Source organism: Cupriavidus cauae (genome assembly GCF_026210475.1).
GTDB lineage: Bacteria > Pseudomonadota > Gammaproteobacteria > Burkholderiales > Burkholderiaceae > Cupriavidus > Cupriavidus cauae.
Window position 1 is genome coordinate 945,763 of sequence record NZ_CP080293.1, and the last position, 14,772, is coordinate 960,534.

General features: G+C 68.2%; 18 protein-coding genes. 14 read left to right on the forward strand and 4 right to left on the reverse strand.

Annotated elements, in window-relative coordinates; all coding sequences use genetic code 11:
* Window positions 1-85 precede the first annotated feature (85 nt).
* Complete coding sequence (locus KZ686_RS04255) at window positions 86-493, forward strand: response regulator (protein WP_023263511.1); 408 nt, start codon at window positions 86-88, stop codon at window positions 491-493.
* Between the two features lie 137 nt (window positions 494-630).
* The gene (locus KZ686_RS04260; protein ID WP_149317310.1) at window positions 631-774 is read left to right on the forward strand and encodes an entericidin A/B family lipoprotein; all 144 of its coding nucleotides are present in this window, start codon (window positions 631-633) and stop codon (window positions 772-774) included.
* A gap of 52 nt (window positions 775-826) precedes the next feature.
* Here KZ686_RS04260 and KZ686_RS04265 read toward each other — a convergent pair whose 3' ends face one another.
* Window positions 827-2,467, reverse strand: coding sequence for a CHASE3 domain-containing protein (locus KZ686_RS04265; protein WP_150082718.1), 1,641 nt, complete (start codon window positions 2,465-2,467; stop codon window positions 827-829).
* Between the two features lie 272 nt (window positions 2,468-2,739).
* Between KZ686_RS04265 and KZ686_RS04270 the strand changes: the two genes are divergently transcribed.
* The 4 genes from KZ686_RS04270 (at window position 2,740) to KZ686_RS04285 (ending at window position 4,472) form a co-directional block, all read left to right on the forward strand.
* A complete protein-coding gene (locus KZ686_RS04270) occupies window positions 2,740-2,913 on the forward strand; it encodes a DUF1328 family protein (protein ID WP_006579617.1) in 174 nt (57 codons plus the stop codon).
* An 80-nt stretch (window positions 2,914-2,993) separates the two neighbouring features.
* A complete protein-coding gene (locus tag KZ686_RS04275) occupies window positions 2,994-3,161 on the forward strand; it encodes a DUF1328 domain-containing protein (RefSeq protein WP_006579618.1) in 168 nt (55 codons plus the stop codon).
* A gap of 163 nt (window positions 3,162-3,324) precedes the next feature.
* Window positions 3,325-3,786 carry a glycine zipper domain-containing protein gene (locus KZ686_RS04280; RefSeq protein ID WP_149317309.1) on the forward strand — a complete coding sequence of 154 codons (462 nt, stop codon included), beginning with the start codon at window positions 3,325-3,327 and terminating at the stop codon, window positions 3,784-3,786.
* 92 nt (window positions 3,787-3,878) lie between these two features.
* Entirely contained in the window at window positions 3,879-4,472 is a 594-nt protein-coding gene (locus tag KZ686_RS04285; protein ID WP_006579440.1) for a ferritin-like domain-containing protein, read from the forward strand.
* Window positions 4,473-4,690: 218 nt separating this feature from the next.
* On the opposite strand, the gene KZ686_RS04290 is transcribed toward KZ686_RS04285, so the two are convergent.
* Window positions 4,691-5,026 carry a DUF1840 domain-containing protein gene (locus KZ686_RS04290; protein ID WP_149317308.1) on the reverse strand — a complete coding sequence of 112 codons (336 nt, stop codon included), beginning with the start codon at window positions 5,024-5,026 and terminating at the stop codon, window positions 4,691-4,693.
* Between the two features lie 227 nt (window positions 5,027-5,253).
* Here KZ686_RS04290 and argS point away from each other — a divergent pair, with 227 nt between their 5' ends.
* From argS to KZ686_RS04315, 5 genes are all read left to right on the forward strand, one after another.
* Window positions 5,254-7,041 carry an arginine--tRNA ligase gene (argS, locus tag KZ686_RS04295; protein WP_265633076.1) on the forward strand — a complete coding sequence of 596 codons (1,788 nt, stop codon included), beginning with the start codon at window positions 5,254-5,256 and terminating at the stop codon, window positions 7,039-7,041.
* Window positions 7,042-7,157: 116 nt separating this feature from the next.
* Window positions 7,158-7,865: an SPOR domain-containing protein gene (locus tag KZ686_RS04300; RefSeq protein WP_150082720.1), complete on the forward strand. Its 708-nt coding sequence runs from the start codon at window positions 7,158-7,160 to the stop codon at window positions 7,863-7,865.
* A gap of 85 nt (window positions 7,866-7,950) precedes the next feature.
* Window positions 7,951-8,586 (forward strand): thiol:disulfide interchange protein DsbA/DsbL, encoded by a 636-nt coding sequence (locus KZ686_RS04305; RefSeq protein ID WP_149317305.1) that lies wholly within the window; start codon window positions 7,951-7,953, stop codon window positions 8,584-8,586.
* A gap of 110 nt (window positions 8,587-8,696) precedes the next feature.
* Entirely contained in the window at window positions 8,697-9,545 is an 849-nt protein-coding gene (locus KZ686_RS04310) for an SDR family oxidoreductase (RefSeq protein ID WP_149317304.1), read from the forward strand.
* Window positions 9,545-10,396, forward strand: coding sequence for a helical backbone metal receptor (locus tag KZ686_RS04315; protein WP_265633077.1), 852 nt, complete (start codon window positions 9,545-9,547; stop codon window positions 10,394-10,396). The genes KZ686_RS04310 and KZ686_RS04315 overlap by 1 nt, the downstream gene beginning before the upstream one ends.
* A gap of 99 nt (window positions 10,397-10,495) precedes the next feature.
* On the opposite strand, the gene KZ686_RS04320 is transcribed toward KZ686_RS04315, so the two are convergent.
* On the reverse strand, window positions 10,496-10,891 hold the full coding sequence (locus KZ686_RS04320; protein ID WP_149317302.1) for an antibiotic biosynthesis monooxygenase family protein: 396 nt from the start codon (window positions 10,889-10,891) through the stop codon (window positions 10,496-10,498).
* 103 nt (window positions 10,892-10,994) lie between these two features.
* Window positions 10,995-12,074 carry an MBL fold metallo-hydrolase gene (locus KZ686_RS04325; protein ID WP_149317300.1) on the reverse strand — a complete coding sequence of 360 codons (1,080 nt, stop codon included), beginning with the start codon at window positions 12,072-12,074 and terminating at the stop codon, window positions 10,995-10,997.
* Between the two features lie 254 nt (window positions 12,075-12,328).
* Here KZ686_RS04325 and KZ686_RS04330 point away from each other — a divergent pair, with 254 nt between their 5' ends.
* The 3 genes from KZ686_RS04330 to KZ686_RS04340 all read left to right on the forward strand — a co-directional run bounded on the left by KZ686_RS04330 (window position 12,329) and on the right by KZ686_RS04340 (window position 14,704).
* The gene (locus KZ686_RS04330; protein ID WP_149317600.1) at window positions 12,329-12,760 is read left to right on the forward strand and encodes a MerR family transcriptional regulator; all 432 of its coding nucleotides are present in this window, start codon (window positions 12,329-12,331) and stop codon (window positions 12,758-12,760) included.
* 205 nt (window positions 12,761-12,965) lie between these two features.
* A complete protein-coding gene (locus tag KZ686_RS04335; protein WP_149317299.1) occupies window positions 12,966-13,433 on the forward strand; it encodes a PaaI family thioesterase in 468 nt (155 codons plus the stop codon).
* 86 nt (window positions 13,434-13,519) lie between these two features.
* Window positions 13,520-14,704: an isovaleryl-CoA dehydrogenase gene (locus tag KZ686_RS04340; protein ID WP_149317298.1), complete on the forward strand. Its 1,185-nt coding sequence runs from the start codon at window positions 13,520-13,522 to the stop codon at window positions 14,702-14,704.
* The last annotated feature ends 68 nt before the right edge of the window (window positions 14,705-14,772 follow it).

A 14,772-nucleotide genomic window follows, 5' to 3' on the forward strand; every position in this document is an offset into this window, starting at 1 on the left:
TCGTCCCGGCATGGACGGGGCCGGCGGCGGTGCTGTAGGACGGACCCGGATACCTGGCCCCTGGCGCCATTGCTACCATCGAACCATGTTGGATCAAGCCGCGGCAACTCCCTACCGTACGCTGCGGGTCTTACTGATCGAGGACTCGGCGGTCCTGCGGAGCATGTTGCTGGAGTACTTGAACGCATTCTCCTTCGTCGAGACCGTCGATTGGGCGGATACCGAAAGCACCGCAATCCGCCTGTTCGAAAGCGGCAGGTATGAGGTCGTCATCGTCGACCTGCAATTGCGTCAGGGCAACGGTATCAACGTGCTGCGGGCGATCCAGAAGGCGCAGGCGCCGGGCATCCGGATCGTCTACACCAATCATGCGCAGGTGCCCACCTACCGGCGTCAGTGCGCCGAGGCGGGAGCCGACTATTTTTTCGACAAGTCGCTCGAGCTTGAACAGGTATTCCGCGTGATCGAGGAATACGCCCAGGCACCGTCCTGAGTTCGAAACGAACGGCTTGTGGCTGGCGGCCAGCGACGACGACTCGTGCTGAGCTCCATCGACCGATCCTTGGGCAGCAACTGTTTTTCCCGTCGCGGCAACGCGCCGCACCCCCTCGCTAAGCAAAGGAGATCGTCATGAAAAAGCTGATCGCGCTGTTCGCTCTTGCCGGTGTCACGCTGATTACGGGTTGCAACACCATCGCCGGCGCCGGCAAGGACGTCGAAAGGGGCGGCGAGAAGGTGCAGGGAGCGGCGGAGGAAACCAAACGCAAGATGTAATGCGCCGCGACGCAGCCAGCAGAAAAAAGGAGCCTTCGCAGGTTCCTTTTTTTTATGCCCCTTGCCCGTGCTGGGATGTCCCCGCGGGGCCGGTGGCCGGCGAAGGCTCGGTGCCCGTGTCCGCGCCCGCGGCCGGCCGCGCCGGTGTCGGCTCCGGCCGCGCCGGCTCCGTCTGCGTGGGCTCGGTCTGCGTCGGCTCTGTCCGCGTCGACGCCGTCAGCCCGGGCCCCGTCTGCGCAGGTCCGGTCTGCGCAGATCCCGTCTGCCCGGGGCCAGCGATCGGCAGCTCATGCGGCAGCGGCTCGTCGGCCTCGTCCAGCGACGGCGGCGGCGCCACCACGGCATCGGTCAGCGGCACCTCGACGCGGACCGTGACGCCGGCGCCCGGCGTCGAATCGATCTGCAGCGTGCCGCCCAGCGCGATCACGCGCTGCTCCATGCCCAGCAGCCCATGGTGGCCGGAGGTGCGGCGCGTTTCGATATCGGCCGGCAGGCCGCGCCCGTTGTCGCTGACCTTCAGCAGCAGATGGTCGTCGGTACGCGTGAGCGCGACCGACACGCGGCTCGCCTCGGCGTACTTGGTCGCATTGGTCAGCGACTCCTGCACGATGCGGTACAGCGCGATGGCCGCGGCGTCGCGCAGTGGCGGCACGGACGGGTCCAGCTCGACCTCGGTCTCCCAGTGATTGCGCGTGGCCACTTCCTCGACCAGCTGGGCGATCGCCTCCTTCAGGCCGAGGTTCAGCAGCACGGTCGGGCGCAGGTCCTCGATCAGGCGGCGCTTGATCTGGATGCCCTGGTCCACGTGCAGCATCACCCGCGTGATCTTTTCCTGGATCTCGGGATAGTCGTTCTGCAGGCGCCGGCGGATCCAGTGCATGTCGAGCTTGGTCGCCGTCAGGATCGCGCCCAGCTCGTCGTGCAGCTCGCGCGCCAGCCGGGTCTTCTCGTCCTCGGTGACGCGCTGCAGGTGGGAGGCCAGCGCCGACAGCTGGCGCGTGCGCGCCCGCACCATGCGGTCCAGCCGCGCGCTTTCCTCCTCGAGCTCGCTGCGCGCGGCCTCGGAGACCGCCAGGCGCCGCGAATGCTGGAAGCCGACGATGACCAGCAGCACGATGTTGATCGCGGTCAGCAGGCCGATGCCATAGCGCGACAGGTTGATGTCGCGGTCCGCGTTCTCGAGATTGCGCGATACCGACGCGGCCGAGCGCGCGCGCAGCGTCTCCAGGCCGAGCCGCGCCTTCTCCATGGTCTGCTTGCCGAAGTCCGTGCGGATCAGGTCCAGCGCCACCTCGACATCGCGCTTGCCGTAGATCAGCGTCAGCTCCATTTCGGTCAGCTTGCGGCTGATCAGCAGCGACGCCTCGCCGAACTGCTTCAACGCCTCCGGGTCGTCGGCGAACCGGTTGCGGATGTCGTTCATCAGCGTGTTGATGCGCGGAATGGCGCGATGGTACGGCTCGAGATAGCTTTCCTTGCCGGTCAGCAGGTAGCCGCGCTGGCCCGCCTCGGCGTTGACCAGCTCGGCCAGCAGCGCGCTGATGTCGCTCTGCACGTTCTGCGAGCGGATGACCTGCGAGTAGCCCTGGCGCAGCCGGATATTGCCGGCCTCCGAGGCGATCAGCACGACCACCGTGAGCAGGATGCCACCCGCGAGCAGCACGGTGGACCGCAACGACGATAGCTTCAACATGATGGAATTTCCTGGATTGCGCGCTCGCGGTCGCGCGCGGTGACTGCGCCGATGGAATCACAACGATAGCGCCCGGTCAACCGATCCACCGGGACATCCGGAGGCGTGGCGAAGCGGTGCGCCGCACGGGACCTGGCGCCGCGCGGGACCTGTAGGAAACCGCTGACAGGGGAATCGGTGCAAGGTCGGTGCCTCGCCGAAGTGGCGATTCCTACCATGCTTGCATGGCCTGGCGCACCGAAGCACCGAGCCGCGAGAACAGGAGAAACACCATGCTGAAGTGGGCGCTGATCTTTGCCGTGATTTCCATCGTCGCGGGGCTGCTCGGTTTCACCGGCATCGCGGCGGGCGCGGCGGGCATCGCCAAGGTGCTGTTCTTCCTGTTCCTGATTCTGTTCGTGCTGTTCCTGGTGCTTGGGGTAACGATCTTCAAGTCGGTCAAATGACGGCCCACCCGACGATCACCGCTCGCGCTCACGCGCGCTGTTGTGCTAAGGCAGTTCGATCCAACTAGGGGAGTTTCACCATGCTTTACTACGCACTGGTCTTTTTCATCATCGCCCTGGTCGCCGCCGTGTTCGGCTTTGGCGGCATCGCTGCCGGCGCGGTCGAAATCGCGAAGATCCTGTTCTTCATCTTCCTGGTAGTGGCGCTGGTGACCTTCGTCATGAGCCTGGTCCGCAAGGGCCGATGATCGGCCGATGAAAGGCCGATGAAGGGCCGTCGATGGTCCGACAAGGGCCCGTTGACGGCCCGCTGATCTTCGCCAGGTCCTGCGCCAGGTTGCCTGCATTGCGTCGGCCAAGCGCGGCGCTTAGCGTCGCGCGTTGGCCGACGCGCGTCTTAAGGAGAGTCCCATGCTGACCCACAATCCGAAGGTGAAGAAGGAAGTCCGCCATCTCGCCGATTGCGCCAGCGACACGGTTCGCCAGTTGCGCCACGCCGCCCGCGATACCAGCGGCGCCGCGCGCGAGGCCGCCTCGCCGGTGGTGGACGAGGTGAGGGGACTGATCTCGGCCCTCGAACACACAATCGAGGTGCTGGCGCGCGAAGGTTCGTCCGAGGCCGCGCAGGCCAGCCGCCGGCTGCAGACGCGGGCGCGCATGCTGGCCGATCAGGCCCGCGAGGCCACGGTGCAGAGCGCCAGCCGTGCGCGCGAGCGTGTCGACCAGGCGGTCGTCGGCGTCCAGCACAGCGTCGCCGAGTCGCCGTTCCGCGCCATCGCGATCGCCGCGGCGGTCGGCGCGATCGCCGCGCTGCTGCTGGTGGGCGGCAGCAGCCGCCGCCGCAGCGAGGACGGCAACTACGACGGCAACTGAGCGAACGAGCGACGGCAACGAGCGACGGCAACGGAGGCAACGCACCTCCGGCCGCGAACCCCACAAAGCAACCTGACAGGAGAACCGCATACATGGACACCCAGACCACGGGCGCCGCCTCTTCCCGCACCGATGCCTCCTCCGCCGGCAAGGGGCCGACCCAGGGCTTTCTGTCGGATGTCGCCACCATCCGCGCACGTGCCCGCAAACATATCGAGGACGGCGCGGTCACCGAGAACTACGACGCGGACCGCGCCACCGTGCTCAAGCTGCTGAACGAAGCGCTGGCAACCGAGCTGGTCTGCGTGCTGCGCTACCGGCGCCACCACTTCATGGCCAAGGGCATCCACGCCGAGCCGATCGCGGCCGAGTTCAAGGTCCATGCCGATGAAGAGCAGGCCCACGCCGACCGCATCGCCGCGCGCATCGTGCAGCTGGGCGGCGAGCCGGATTTCTCGCCCGACGGCCTGTCGGCGCGCAGCCATTCGGAATATGTCGCCCCCAACGGGCTGACGGACATGATCCGCGAGAACCTGATCGCCGAGCGGATCGCGATCGAGAGCTATCGCGAGATGATCCAGTACATGGGCGAGCGCGACCCGACCACGCGGCGCATCCTGGAAGAGATCCTGGCGGTCGAGGAGGAGCACGCGGACGAACTGGCCGACATGCTGAGCAAGGAGTAACGGTCCCGGCCGACCACGGCGGCCGCGCATGCCGCCATCAAGAATGTCGCCGGCGCTGCCGATGAAGCCATCGGCAGCGCCGGACAAGGAATTGCGGTGCCTCCCCCGACGCCGCAATATCGCAGTACCCCCCCTTCGGATCCCCCCTGGTCCGGTGCCCGGTCCGCCCCCAGCGGCCGGGCTGTTTTTTTGGGGGGAGGCGGGATTTCCTCAGACGTCTACACGCCCCACAACACGTCGCAGCCCTCGCGCTGCGAGGCTCGCAGCATGTCGAGGAAGGGATAGGCGCGCTGTCCGAGGTGCAGCGGCTCCTCTTCGTCATCGTCGTAGTCGCTGCCCTTGCCGCGCTGCTCCTCGGGCAGCTGGCTCTGCGCCGGCGACTGTTTGGCCTGCATCACGGCGGCCTCGAGCCGGTGGATCGCGCGGGGGAGTTCTTCCTTGGTGATCACCCCGCGTTCGCCGACGTGCTTGCCGATGATGCCAAGCAACGTGACGGCGAGATCGTTCATCATGATCAGGTCTTGCGACGCGTGGGACTTGAAGGTGATCAGCATGGTGGTTCCTTGTCAGCCTTGTTGGGATGGTAGCCGTCCTGCTCCGGCGCGCCGGGAGCCGGCCGACTGGCTCCTGCGGATGATGTCAGCATAGCACCTGATAAAATCCGCGTTCTGCAATCGATTGCCCGTGCCGCGCTGCGGCATCGCCACGCTGCCGGTGACGGCACCGCCACTATGGCCCAAGCCATCGCGGTCCTGGTCGTGGCGCCCGGGCCCAGACATTCATGCTGCCTGTTCAGACCTCCAAACTTGCCGCCGCGTTCACCGATGCGGTACGCGCGCTGGCGCCGGCCGATGCCGTGCTGCCCGCTGTCGCCTTCGAACGGCCCAAGGTGGCCGCCCACGGCGATCTCGCCTGCAATCTGGCGATGCAGGTGGCCCGCACGCTCAAGCGCAATCCGCGCGAGCTGGCGCAGCAGATCGTCGACGCCGTGAAGGCCGATGCGCGTACCGCCTCGCTGGTGGCGAGCCTGGAGATCGCCGGTCCCGGCTTCATCAACCTGCGGCTGACGCCGGCGGCCAAGGCCGAGACGCTGCGCGCGGTGCTGGAGCAGGGCGACGGCTATGGCGCCCAGCAGCAGGGCGCGCGCGGCCAGGTGCTGGTCGAGTTCGTCTCGGCCAATCCGACCGGCCCGCTGCACGTGGGCCACGGCCGCCAGGCCGCGCTGGGCGACGCGCTCGCCAACCTGCTGTCGTGGCAGGGCTTCGCGGTCCACCGCGAGTTCTACTACAACGACGCCGGCGTGCAGATCCAGAACCTGGCGATCTCGGTGCAGGCGCGCGCGCGCGGGCTGAAGCCGGGCGAGGCCGGCTGGCCCGAGGCCGCCTACAACGGCGACTACATCGCCGACATCGCCGCCGACTTCCTCGCCCGCAAGACCGTGCGCGCCTCCGACGGCGAGCCGGTGACCGCCTCGGGCGACGTCGAGGATCTCGATTCGATCCGCAAGTTCGCCGTCACCTACCTGCGCAACGAGCAGGACATCGACCTGCAGGCGTTCGGCGTCAAGTTCGACCGCTATTACCTCGAGTCGTCGCTGTACACCGACGGCAAGGTCGAGGAAGCGGTGCAGACGCTGATCGCCAAGGGCAAGACCTACGAGAGCGAAGGCGCGCTGTGGCTGCGCACCACCGACGACGGCGACGACAAGGACCGGGTGATGCGCAAGGGCGATGGCAGCTACACCTACTTCGTGCCCGACGTCGCCTATCACACCACCAAGTGGGAGCGCGGCTTCCACAAGGTCATCAACGTGCAGGGCAGCGACCACCACGGCACCATCGCGCGGGTGCGCGCCGGCCTGCAGGGGCTGGAGATCGGCATCCCGGCCGGTTATCCCGACTACGTGCTGCACAAGATGGTCACCGTGATGAAGAACGGCGAGGAGGTCAAGATCTCCAAGCGCGCCGGTTCGTATGTCACGGTGCGCGACCTGATCGAATGGAGCAATGGCGGCGACGAGACCATCCGCGCCTGCCTGGAAGCGGGCGTGGCCGACTGGCCGGCGCATTTCACGCGCGGCCGCGACGCGGTGCGCTTCTTCCTGCTGTCGCGCAAGGCCGACACCGAGTTCGTCTTCGACGTCGACCTGGCGCTCAAGCAGAACGACGAGAACCCGGTGTACTACGTCCAGTACGCGCATGCCCGCATCTGCTCGATCTTCGAGTCGTGGGGCGGCGAGGGCTGGCAGCAGCGCCTGGCCGAGCTGGCCGGCGCCGACCTGGAGCCGGTGACCGGCGCCGACGCGAGCCCGCAGGCGCTGGCGCTGGCGCAGCGGCTGGCCGAATTCCCCGAGATGCTGGCCCAGGCCGCGAACGAGCTGGCGCCGCACGCGGTGGCCTTCTACCTGCGCGATCTGGCGGGCGACTTCCATGCCTTCTACAACGCCGACCGCGTGCTGGTCGATGACGAGCCGGTCAAGCTGGCGCGGCTCGCGCTGCTGGCGGCCACCCGCCAGGTGCTGCGCAACGGCCTCGCGGTGATCGGCGTCTCCGCCCCGCAGCGCATGTGAGGCGGCTGCGCGGCCTGCCGACGTCCCACCCGTTTGCAGGCCGCGATGGCTCGGCTGCCCGGTCGCCATGCCGGGCACTGGCTCTATAATCTTCCGGCAATATCCAAGAGGACTCCATGCAACAGCAACGCAAGCGTGCCCCGCGCAAGGCCAGCCGCGCCCAGCAGCGCGGGGGTACGTTTCTCGGCCTGGTGCTCGGCCTGATCATCGGCCTGGCCATCGCGGTGGTGGTGGCGCTGTATATCACCAAGGCGCCGACGCCGTTCCAGCGCAAGGGCACGCCCAAGCCGGCCGAGCCCGGCAACGTGGTCGGGACCCTGCCGTCGCCGGTGCAGGAGCCGCCGTCGGACCCGAACAAGCCGCTGTGGAGCAAGACCCCGCCCAAGCCGGTCGGCCCGCCGGCGGAACCGGCGCATCGGGAGCCCACCGCGCCCACCACTCCGGCCGCTCCCGCGACCAGGCCGGCGCCGGCGCCTGAGGAAGCCGCCAGGCCCGCGCCCAAGACCGCCGAGAAGCCGGCGGATAAGGCAGCCGAGCGTCCGGTCGCCGACCCGATCGCCGAGATCGCCCAGGCCGATGCCAACAAGGTCGGTTATCTGCTGCAGGTCGGCGCCTTCCGCTCGCAGGACGACGCCAACCGGCAGAAGGCCAACCTGGCGATGCAGGGCTTCGAGGCCAAGGTCACCGACCGCGAGGTCAACGGCGTCAAGCTGTATCGCGTGCGGCTCGGCCCGTACAACAAGATCGAAGACATGAACCGCGCGCGCGACCGCCTGCAATCGGCCGGTTTCGAGGCGTCGGTGATCCGCTTCACCAAGCAGTAAGCCAGGAGGCGGCGGCGCCGGGGCGGGCTGAACCCGCGCGGCGCATCGCTGTCATACGCAGACCGTTTCACTTTTCTCTCGCGCCATGAAGAAAATCGCCGCCTTGTTCGCCACGCTCGCCGCCGCCGCGGGACTGATGATGGCATCGCCCGCCCAGGCCGCGCCGGCCGAAGGCAAGGAATACCAGGTCCTGAAGGCGGCCCAGCCCGTCACCGCAGGCAAGATCGAGATCACCGAGTTCTTCTGGTACGGCTGCCCGCATTGCTACGACTTCGAGCCCGAGCTGGAGGGCTGGGTCAAGAAGCAGGGCAAGGACGTGGTGTTCAAGCGCGTGCCGGTGGCGTTCCGCGACGACCTGCTGCCGCATACGCGCATCTACTACGCGCTCGAATCGATGGGCAAGCTCGACGCCATGCACAACAAGGTCTTCAGCGCGATCCACGCCGAGCGCAAGCGCCTGCTGGACCCGAACGAGATCGCCGACCTGATGGCCAAGAACGGCATCGACCGCAAGGCCTTCCTGGAGGCCTACAACTCGTTCTCGGTGTCGACCAATACCACGCGGGCCAACAAGATCGCCGACGCCTACAAGATCGACGGCGTGCCGACCATCGTGATCCAGGGCAAGTACGTGACCTCGCCGTCCATCGCGGGCAGCAAGGGCGCCGCGCTGCAGACGATGGACTACCTGGTGACCCAGGTCCGCGACAAGAAGCTGTGATGACACCGCGCGCCGCCGTCGCCGCCGAAGCACGGCCGGCGCGCGGCTGAGCGGCGCGCTTCCTTCCGCTTCGTCCCTCCGCTTCGCCTCTCTCCTTCCCCCGCCGCCCGATGCGACCCGTCAAAGTCTTTCTCACCGGCGCATCGAGCGGAATCGGCCAGGCCCTGGCGCGCGAATATGCGCGGCAGGGCGCGATTCTCGGCCTGGTCGGCCGCCGCGACGATGCACTGCGCGCGTTCGTCGCCACCCTGCCCAATCCCAATGCCGCCCGCGTCTATGCGGCCGACGTACGCGATGCCGACGCGATGCTCGGCGCCGCGCAGGACTTCCTCGACCATTTCGGCTGTCCCGATGTCGTGATCGCCAATGCCGGCGTGTCGGTCGGCACGGTGGCGAGCGAACGCGAGGATCTGGAGGCGTTCCGCGCGGTGATGGATACCAATTGGTTCGGCGTGCTGACCACCTTCCAGCCCTTCCTGGCGCCGATGCAGGCCCGGGACGTGGGGCCGCGCGAGTGGCGCGGCACGCTGGTCGGCATCGCCAGCGTCGCCGGCGTGCGCGGACTGCCCGGCGCGGGCGCCTACAGCGCGTCGAAGTCGGCGGTGATCAAGCTGCTGGAGAGCCTGCGGCTGGAGCAGCGGCCGCACCGCATCCGCGTGGTCACCATCGCGCCCGGCTATATCCGCACGCCGATGACCGCGCGCAATCCGTATCCGATGCCCTTCCTGATGGACGCCGACGCCTTCGCGCGCAAGGCGGTCCGGGCGATCGCCGCGGGCCGGCGCTTTGCCGTGGTGCCGTGGCAAATGGGAGTCGTGGCCTCGGTACTGCACGTGCTGCCGCGCTGGCTCTACGACGCGCTGTTCACGCGCGCGCCACGCAAGCCGCGCCAGCCGGAGCGGCCGCAACGGCCGGACGGCCCGGCGGACCCGGCCGGCGACGGCAGCGGGAGCGCGTGATGTGGCGGGACGCGCTGGGCCAGCCGCACCCGCGCGCCGCTGCCGATGCGCGCATCGCCTCGCTGGTGCCGTCGGTTACCGAACTGCTGTTTGCGCTGGGACTCGGCGACCGGCTGGTGGCGCGCACCGGCTTCTGCATCCATCCCGAACCGCAGGTGCGCGCGGTCGCCAAGGTCGGCGGCACCAAGGACGTCCAGCTCGACAAGCTGCGCGCGCTGGCGCCGACCCACGTGGTGGTCAATATCGACGAGAACCGGCGCGAGACCGTGGACGAGATCCGCGGATTCGTGCCGAACGTGATCGTGACCCATCCGTGCGCGCCGCGCGACAACCTGGAGCTGTACCGGCTGCTGGGCGGCATCTTCGACCGCGAAGCCGAAGCCGAGACGCTATGCACGCGGCTGGAGCAGGCGCTGGCGCGCCTCGAGGCGCGCGCGTGGCCGACGCGCAGGGTGCTGTACGCGATCTGGCAGGACCCGTGGATGACGGTGTCGCGCGACACCTATATCAGCCGCATGCTGGCGCTGATCGGCTGGCAGACCTGGCCCGATGCCCAGGATGCCGACGATGCGGGTGCCGCGCCGCAGGCCTGCGTCGATGGCGATTGCGCGCGGCCCAATGCGCCGGGGCAGCGCTATCCGAGCTTTCGCTGGAGCGAGGCGCTGGTGCGCGAGCTCGACCTGGTGCTGCTGTCGACCGAACCCTATCGCTTTACCGAGGACCACGCCGACGCGCTCGAGCGCCAGCTCGGCCTGCCGGTGCTGCTGGTCGATGGGGAAATGGTGTCGTGGTACGGCAGCCGCGCGATCGACGGCATCGCGTATCTGGAGACGCTGGCGCGCCAGGCTTGACGCCAGCTCCCTGTCGTCCCCGCCGGCGCGGGGCCTGCCTTGTTGACGTCGCCATCAGCACGTCCATGGGTCCCCACCTGCGCGGGACGGCGACCGGGATCAGCGCTCGAACCCGTAGGCCCGCTCGACCTTGCAGACGCGCAGCTGGAAGCCTTGATACCAGCGCTCGCGCCCCAGGCGCTGCGCGACCCGGTGCTCGGCATGCGCCTGCCAGGCGGCGATGTCCTCCAGCGAACGCCAGTACGACACCGTGATGCCGGGCGCGCCCGGCGTGCTGCCGTCGCGCACCGACTCGACGCCGAGAAAGCCCGGCATGGTCGCGGCCAGTTCCACCATCCGCTGCGCCATCGCGCCGTAGTCGGCCTCGTGGTTTTCTCCGCCCACGTCCTCGCCGGTGCGCGTGGACGTGAAGATCACCGCGTAATAGGGCGGCGGCGGGGTGTGGGCGAAGGCGCTGTCGGGGGCGCCGTGGGTGGGGCTGTCGGTGGCGGACATGGGCGGCGATTCAGGCGCGATTCAGGACGCGATTCACGGCGCGAGTCAGGCCCAATTCAGGCGGGAATTCAGGCGCGACTCAGGCGGCAATTCAGGCGGCAATTCAGGCGTTGGCCCGGAACCGGATGATGCCATCGTCGTCCGTGGCGCGCCGCAGTTCGCCGGCATGCCACAGCACGTGCAGGTGGGCCAGCGCCTCGCCCATCGCGAAGGTCATCTGATGGATGTCGAACTGGCGGCGGAAGATCACGTCGACGATATCGCGCGCGCTGCACGGCTTTTCGGCGCAGGCGGCGCGGGTCTCGGCCAGGCGCTCGACATGGTGCTCGCGCAGCTGTCCGATGCGCGTCTGCAGGTTGCGGAACGGCCGGCCGTGCGAGGGCAGCACCAGCGTGTCCTCGGGCAGGTCCTGGTAGCGGTCCAGCGAGCGCAGATACAGCGCCAGCGGGTTCGCCTCCGGTTCCATGTCGAACACGCTGACATTGGTCGAGATCCGCGGCAGCACCATGTCGCCGGAGATCAGCACCTTCAGCTCGGCGTTGTAGAGCGCGACGTGCTCCGGAGCGTGGCCGAAGCCGGTGATCACGCGCCAGCTGGCCGCCGCCGGATCGGCGCCCATCGTCACCGTATCGCCGTCCATCAGGCGGCGGTATTGCGTCGGCAGATCGGGCACCAGCGTCGCGTAGTAGCTCTTGCGGGCGCGCAGCTTTTCCAGGCTGTCGGGGTCGGCCAGGCCATGGCGGGCGAAGTGGCTCGCCGCGAAGTCGCCGCCCGCGTTCGAGCCGACGCCGTTGCCGCCCCCCATCACCCGAGCGCTCATATAGTCGCCCAGGCTCATCCACAGCCGCGCGTCCCAGCGCTGGCACAGCCAGTGCGCCAGGCCCACGTGGTCGGGATGGCAATGGGTGACCAGCACGCGCAGCACCGGCAGGCCTTCCAGCTCGTTGGCGAACACGGTTTCCCAGTGCGCCTTGATGGTGTCGTTGGTGATGCCGCAGTCGATCACGGTCCAGCCGTCGCGCCCGTCCACACGGTCGCGCACCAGCCATAGATTGATATGGTCAAGCGCGAACGGCAGTGGCATGCGCAGCCAGTAGACGCCGGGGGCCACCTGCTGGCGCGCGCCGGGCTCGGGCATGGTCTCGCCGAACGGGTATTGGAGCTGGTGTTCGAGTGCGTTCATCGGGGAGTCTCTCGGTTGCGAAGCCCTGCGGTGGGCTTTCTCGTCGTGGATCCGGATGCCGGACGCGATTCCGGGCGCCATGAGGCACGCAATGCGCGGAACGGCGTCGGGGCGGTTGCCAGGCGCGCTGCTTGACGCTAACGTAAACGTCAATTCGGACGGCCTGTTGCCATCTTAAGCGAAAACGCCCACGCGTATCGAACGTTCGTTCTCTTTTACAGGCGCCCATGCCCAGCTCCGCCACCTCTACCGCGATGCCCGCCAACCCGCCGGCGGGCACCACCTACACCATCACCGAACTGGCGCGCGAGTTCGACATCACGCCCCGGGCAATCCGCTTCTACGAGGACCAGGGCCTGCTGTCGCCGGACCGCGTCGGCGCCGGGGGAAGGCAGCGGCTCTACAGCGGCCGCGAGCGCACCCGCCTGAAGCTGACGTTGCGCGGCAAGCGGCTCGGCCTGACGTTGAACGAGATCCGCGAGATCCTCGATCTGTACGAATCGCCGCGCGACACGGTGCCCCAGCTGGAGCGCTTCCTGGCCTCGCTGGCGCAGCACCGGCAGGCGCTGGAGCGGCAGATGGAAGACCTGCAGGCGCAACTGGCCGAGATCGACCAGCACGAGCGCCAATGCCGCGCCCTGCTGGCGGCGGCCGAGCCCGAGCGGGAGCGCGCGGCCGGCGCCTGAATGTGGCCGATGCCACCTTCGCCCCTCGTCGCCCGACAAATTTGATTGACGTTTACGTAAACGTAAATAAAATAAGCCGACAGCCCACCGCAGCGCGCGGTGCCGGCGCCGACAGGAAGCTGCCATGCCGAATTCCGCCACGGATGTTGTGACATACGCCGCCGCAGGGGCCGCTGAGGCCGCCGAGGCCGCAGACGCCCTCGACATGAAGGCCGATGCCCCGGCCCGCACCGCCGCCGACCTGCCGCCGGGCCGCGCCGAGGAAATTGCCGCCAGCTTCTCGCGCCAAGGGCTGATGCGAACCTTCGGCGCCTCGCTGGTCCGCGTCGAGCGCGGCGAGGTCGAGCTGGCGATGCCATGGTCCGAAGGCGTCACCCAGCAGCATGGCTTTTTCCACGGCGGCGTGGTCGGCGCGCTGGCCGACAGCGCCTGCGGCTATGCCGCGCTGTCGATGGTCGGCGAAGGCGAGGCGGGCCTGACCGCCGAGTACAAGATCAATCTGCTGTCGCCCGCCCGGGGCGAGCGGCTGATTGCCGTGGGCCGCGTGCTCAAGCCGGGCCGCACGCTGATCGTCGCCCAGGGCGACGTGTTTACCGAAACCGGCGGCGTCCGCAAGGCGGTGGCGACGATGCTGATGACGCTGTGCGTGGTGCGCACGCTCGACCACGTCTGAGCCCGTCCATACCTGCCACCCGCGCCACCCCGGCCGCACCCGGCCCCCATTCCGTATCGAATCCGGATTCCAACAGGAGACAAACCATGACCGCGACCCTGCCAGGCCTGAAATTCGACCTGGGTGAAGACATCGAGATGCTGCGCGAGTCCGTGCAGTCCTGGGCCCAGGCCGAACTGGCGCCGCGCGCGGCCGAGATCGACCGTACCGACCAGTTTCCGATGGACTGCTGGAAGAAGATGGGCGACCTCGGCGTGCTGGGCATCACCGTCGCCGAGGAGTACGGCGGCGCCAACATGGGCTATCTGGCCCACATGATCGCGATGGAGGAGATCAGCCGCGCCTCCGCCTCGGTCGGCCTGTCGTACGGCGCGCATTCGAACCTGTGCGTCAACCAGATCCACCGCAACGGCACGCCGGCGCAGAAGGCGAAGTACCTGCCCAGGCTGGTGTCCGGCGAGTGGATCGGCGCGCTGGCGATGAGCGAGCCCAATGCCGGTTCGGACGTGGTCAGCATGAAGCTGCGGGCCGACCGCAAGGGCGACCACTACGTGCTGAACGGCACCAAGATGTGGATCACCAACGGTCCGGACTGCGACGTGCTGGTGGTCTACGCCAAGACCGAGCCGGATCTGGGCGCGCGCGGCATGACCGCCTTCATCGTCGAAAAGGGCATGAAGGGCTTCTCGGTGGCGCAGAAGCTGGACAAGCTCGGCATGCGCGGTTCGCATACCGGCGAACTGGTGTTCCAGGACGTCGAGGTGCCGGCCGAGAACATCCTCGGCGCCGAGAACGGCGGCGCCAAGGTGCTGATGAGCGGCCTGGACTACGAGCGCGCGGTGCTGTCCGGCGGCCCGGTCGGCATCATGCAGGCCTGCATGGACGTGGTCACGCCGTACATTCACGACCGCAAGCAGTTCGGCCAGAGCATCGGCGAATTCCAGCTGATCCAGGGCAAGATCGCCGACATGTACACCACGCTGCAGGCCGCGCGCAGCTATCTGTATACGGTGGGCAAGAACCTCGACGCGCTCGGCAGCGAGCACGTGCGCCAGGTACGCAAGGACTGCGCGGCGGTGATTCTCTATACGGCCGAGAAGGCGACCTGGATGGCCGGCGAATCGGTGCAGATCCTGGGCGGCAACGGCTATATCAACGAATATCCGACCGGCCGCCTGTGGCGCGACGCCAAGCTGTACGAGATCGGCGCCGGCACCTCGGAGATCCGCCGCATGCTGATCGGCCGCGAACTGTTCTCCGAAACGATGTAATCGCGAGGTAAAAGACAGGAAAGCGCCGTGCACGGTGCGCCGCTCCATGGTGGGCGGCGCCACCGATG

What these genes read in the sequence shown, in the direction of transcription:
- KZ686_RS04255 (WP_023263511.1), top strand. Translation starts at nt 86, where the DNA reads ATGTTGGATCAAGCCGCGGCAACTCCCTACCGTACGCTGCGGGTCTTA.
- KZ686_RS04300 (WP_150082720.1), top strand. Translation starts at nt 7,158, where the DNA reads ATGCAACAGCAACGCAAGCGTGCCCCGCGCAAGGCCAGCCGCGCCCAG.
- KZ686_RS04275 (WP_006579618.1), top strand. Translation starts at nt 2,994, where the DNA reads ATGCTTTACTACGCACTGGTCTTTTTCATCATCGCCCTGGTCGCCGCC.
- KZ686_RS04320 (WP_149317302.1), bottom strand. Translation starts at nt 10,891, where the DNA reads ATGTCCGCCACCGACAGCCCCACCCACGGCGCCCCCGACAGCGCCTTC.
- KZ686_RS04260 (WP_149317310.1), top strand. Translation starts at nt 631, where the DNA reads ATGAAAAAGCTGATCGCGCTGTTCGCTCTTGCCGGTGTCACGCTGATT.
- KZ686_RS04330 (WP_149317600.1), top strand. Translation starts at nt 12,329, where the DNA reads ATGCCCGCCAACCCGCCGGCGGGCACCACCTACACCATCACCGAACTG.
- KZ686_RS04270 (WP_006579617.1), top strand. Translation starts at nt 2,740, where the DNA reads ATGCTGAAGTGGGCGCTGATCTTTGCCGTGATTTCCATCGTCGCGGGG.
- KZ686_RS04335 (WP_149317299.1), top strand. Translation starts at nt 12,966, where the DNA reads ATGAAGGCCGATGCCCCGGCCCGCACCGCCGCCGACCTGCCGCCGGGC.
- KZ686_RS04310 (WP_149317304.1), top strand. Translation starts at nt 8,697, where the DNA reads ATGCGACCCGTCAAAGTCTTTCTCACCGGCGCATCGAGCGGAATCGGC.
- KZ686_RS04315 (WP_265633077.1), top strand. Translation starts at nt 9,545, where the DNA reads ATGTGGCGGGACGCGCTGGGCCAGCCGCACCCGCGCGCCGCTGCCGAT.
- argS (WP_265633076.1), top strand. Translation starts at nt 5,254, where the DNA reads ATGCTGCCTGTTCAGACCTCCAAACTTGCCGCCGCGTTCACCGATGCG.
- KZ686_RS04265 (WP_150082718.1), bottom strand. Translation starts at nt 2,467, where the DNA reads ATGTTGAAGCTATCGTCGTTGCGGTCCACCGTGCTGCTCGCGGGTGGC.
- KZ686_RS04325 (WP_149317300.1), bottom strand. Translation starts at nt 12,074, where the DNA reads ATGAACGCACTCGAACACCAGCTCCAATACCCGTTCGGCGAGACCATG.
- KZ686_RS04280 (WP_149317309.1), top strand. Translation starts at nt 3,325, where the DNA reads ATGCTGACCCACAATCCGAAGGTGAAGAAGGAAGTCCGCCATCTCGCC.
- KZ686_RS04290 (WP_149317308.1), bottom strand. Translation starts at nt 5,026, where the DNA reads ATGCTGATCACCTTCAAGTCCCACGCGTCGCAAGACCTGATCATGATG.
- KZ686_RS04305 (WP_149317305.1), top strand. Translation starts at nt 7,951, where the DNA reads ATGAAGAAAATCGCCGCCTTGTTCGCCACGCTCGCCGCCGCCGCGGGA.
- KZ686_RS04340 (WP_149317298.1), top strand. Translation starts at nt 13,520, where the DNA reads ATGACCGCGACCCTGCCAGGCCTGAAATTCGACCTGGGTGAAGACATC.
- KZ686_RS04285 (WP_006579440.1), top strand. Translation starts at nt 3,879, where the DNA reads ATGGACACCCAGACCACGGGCGCCGCCTCTTCCCGCACCGATGCCTCC.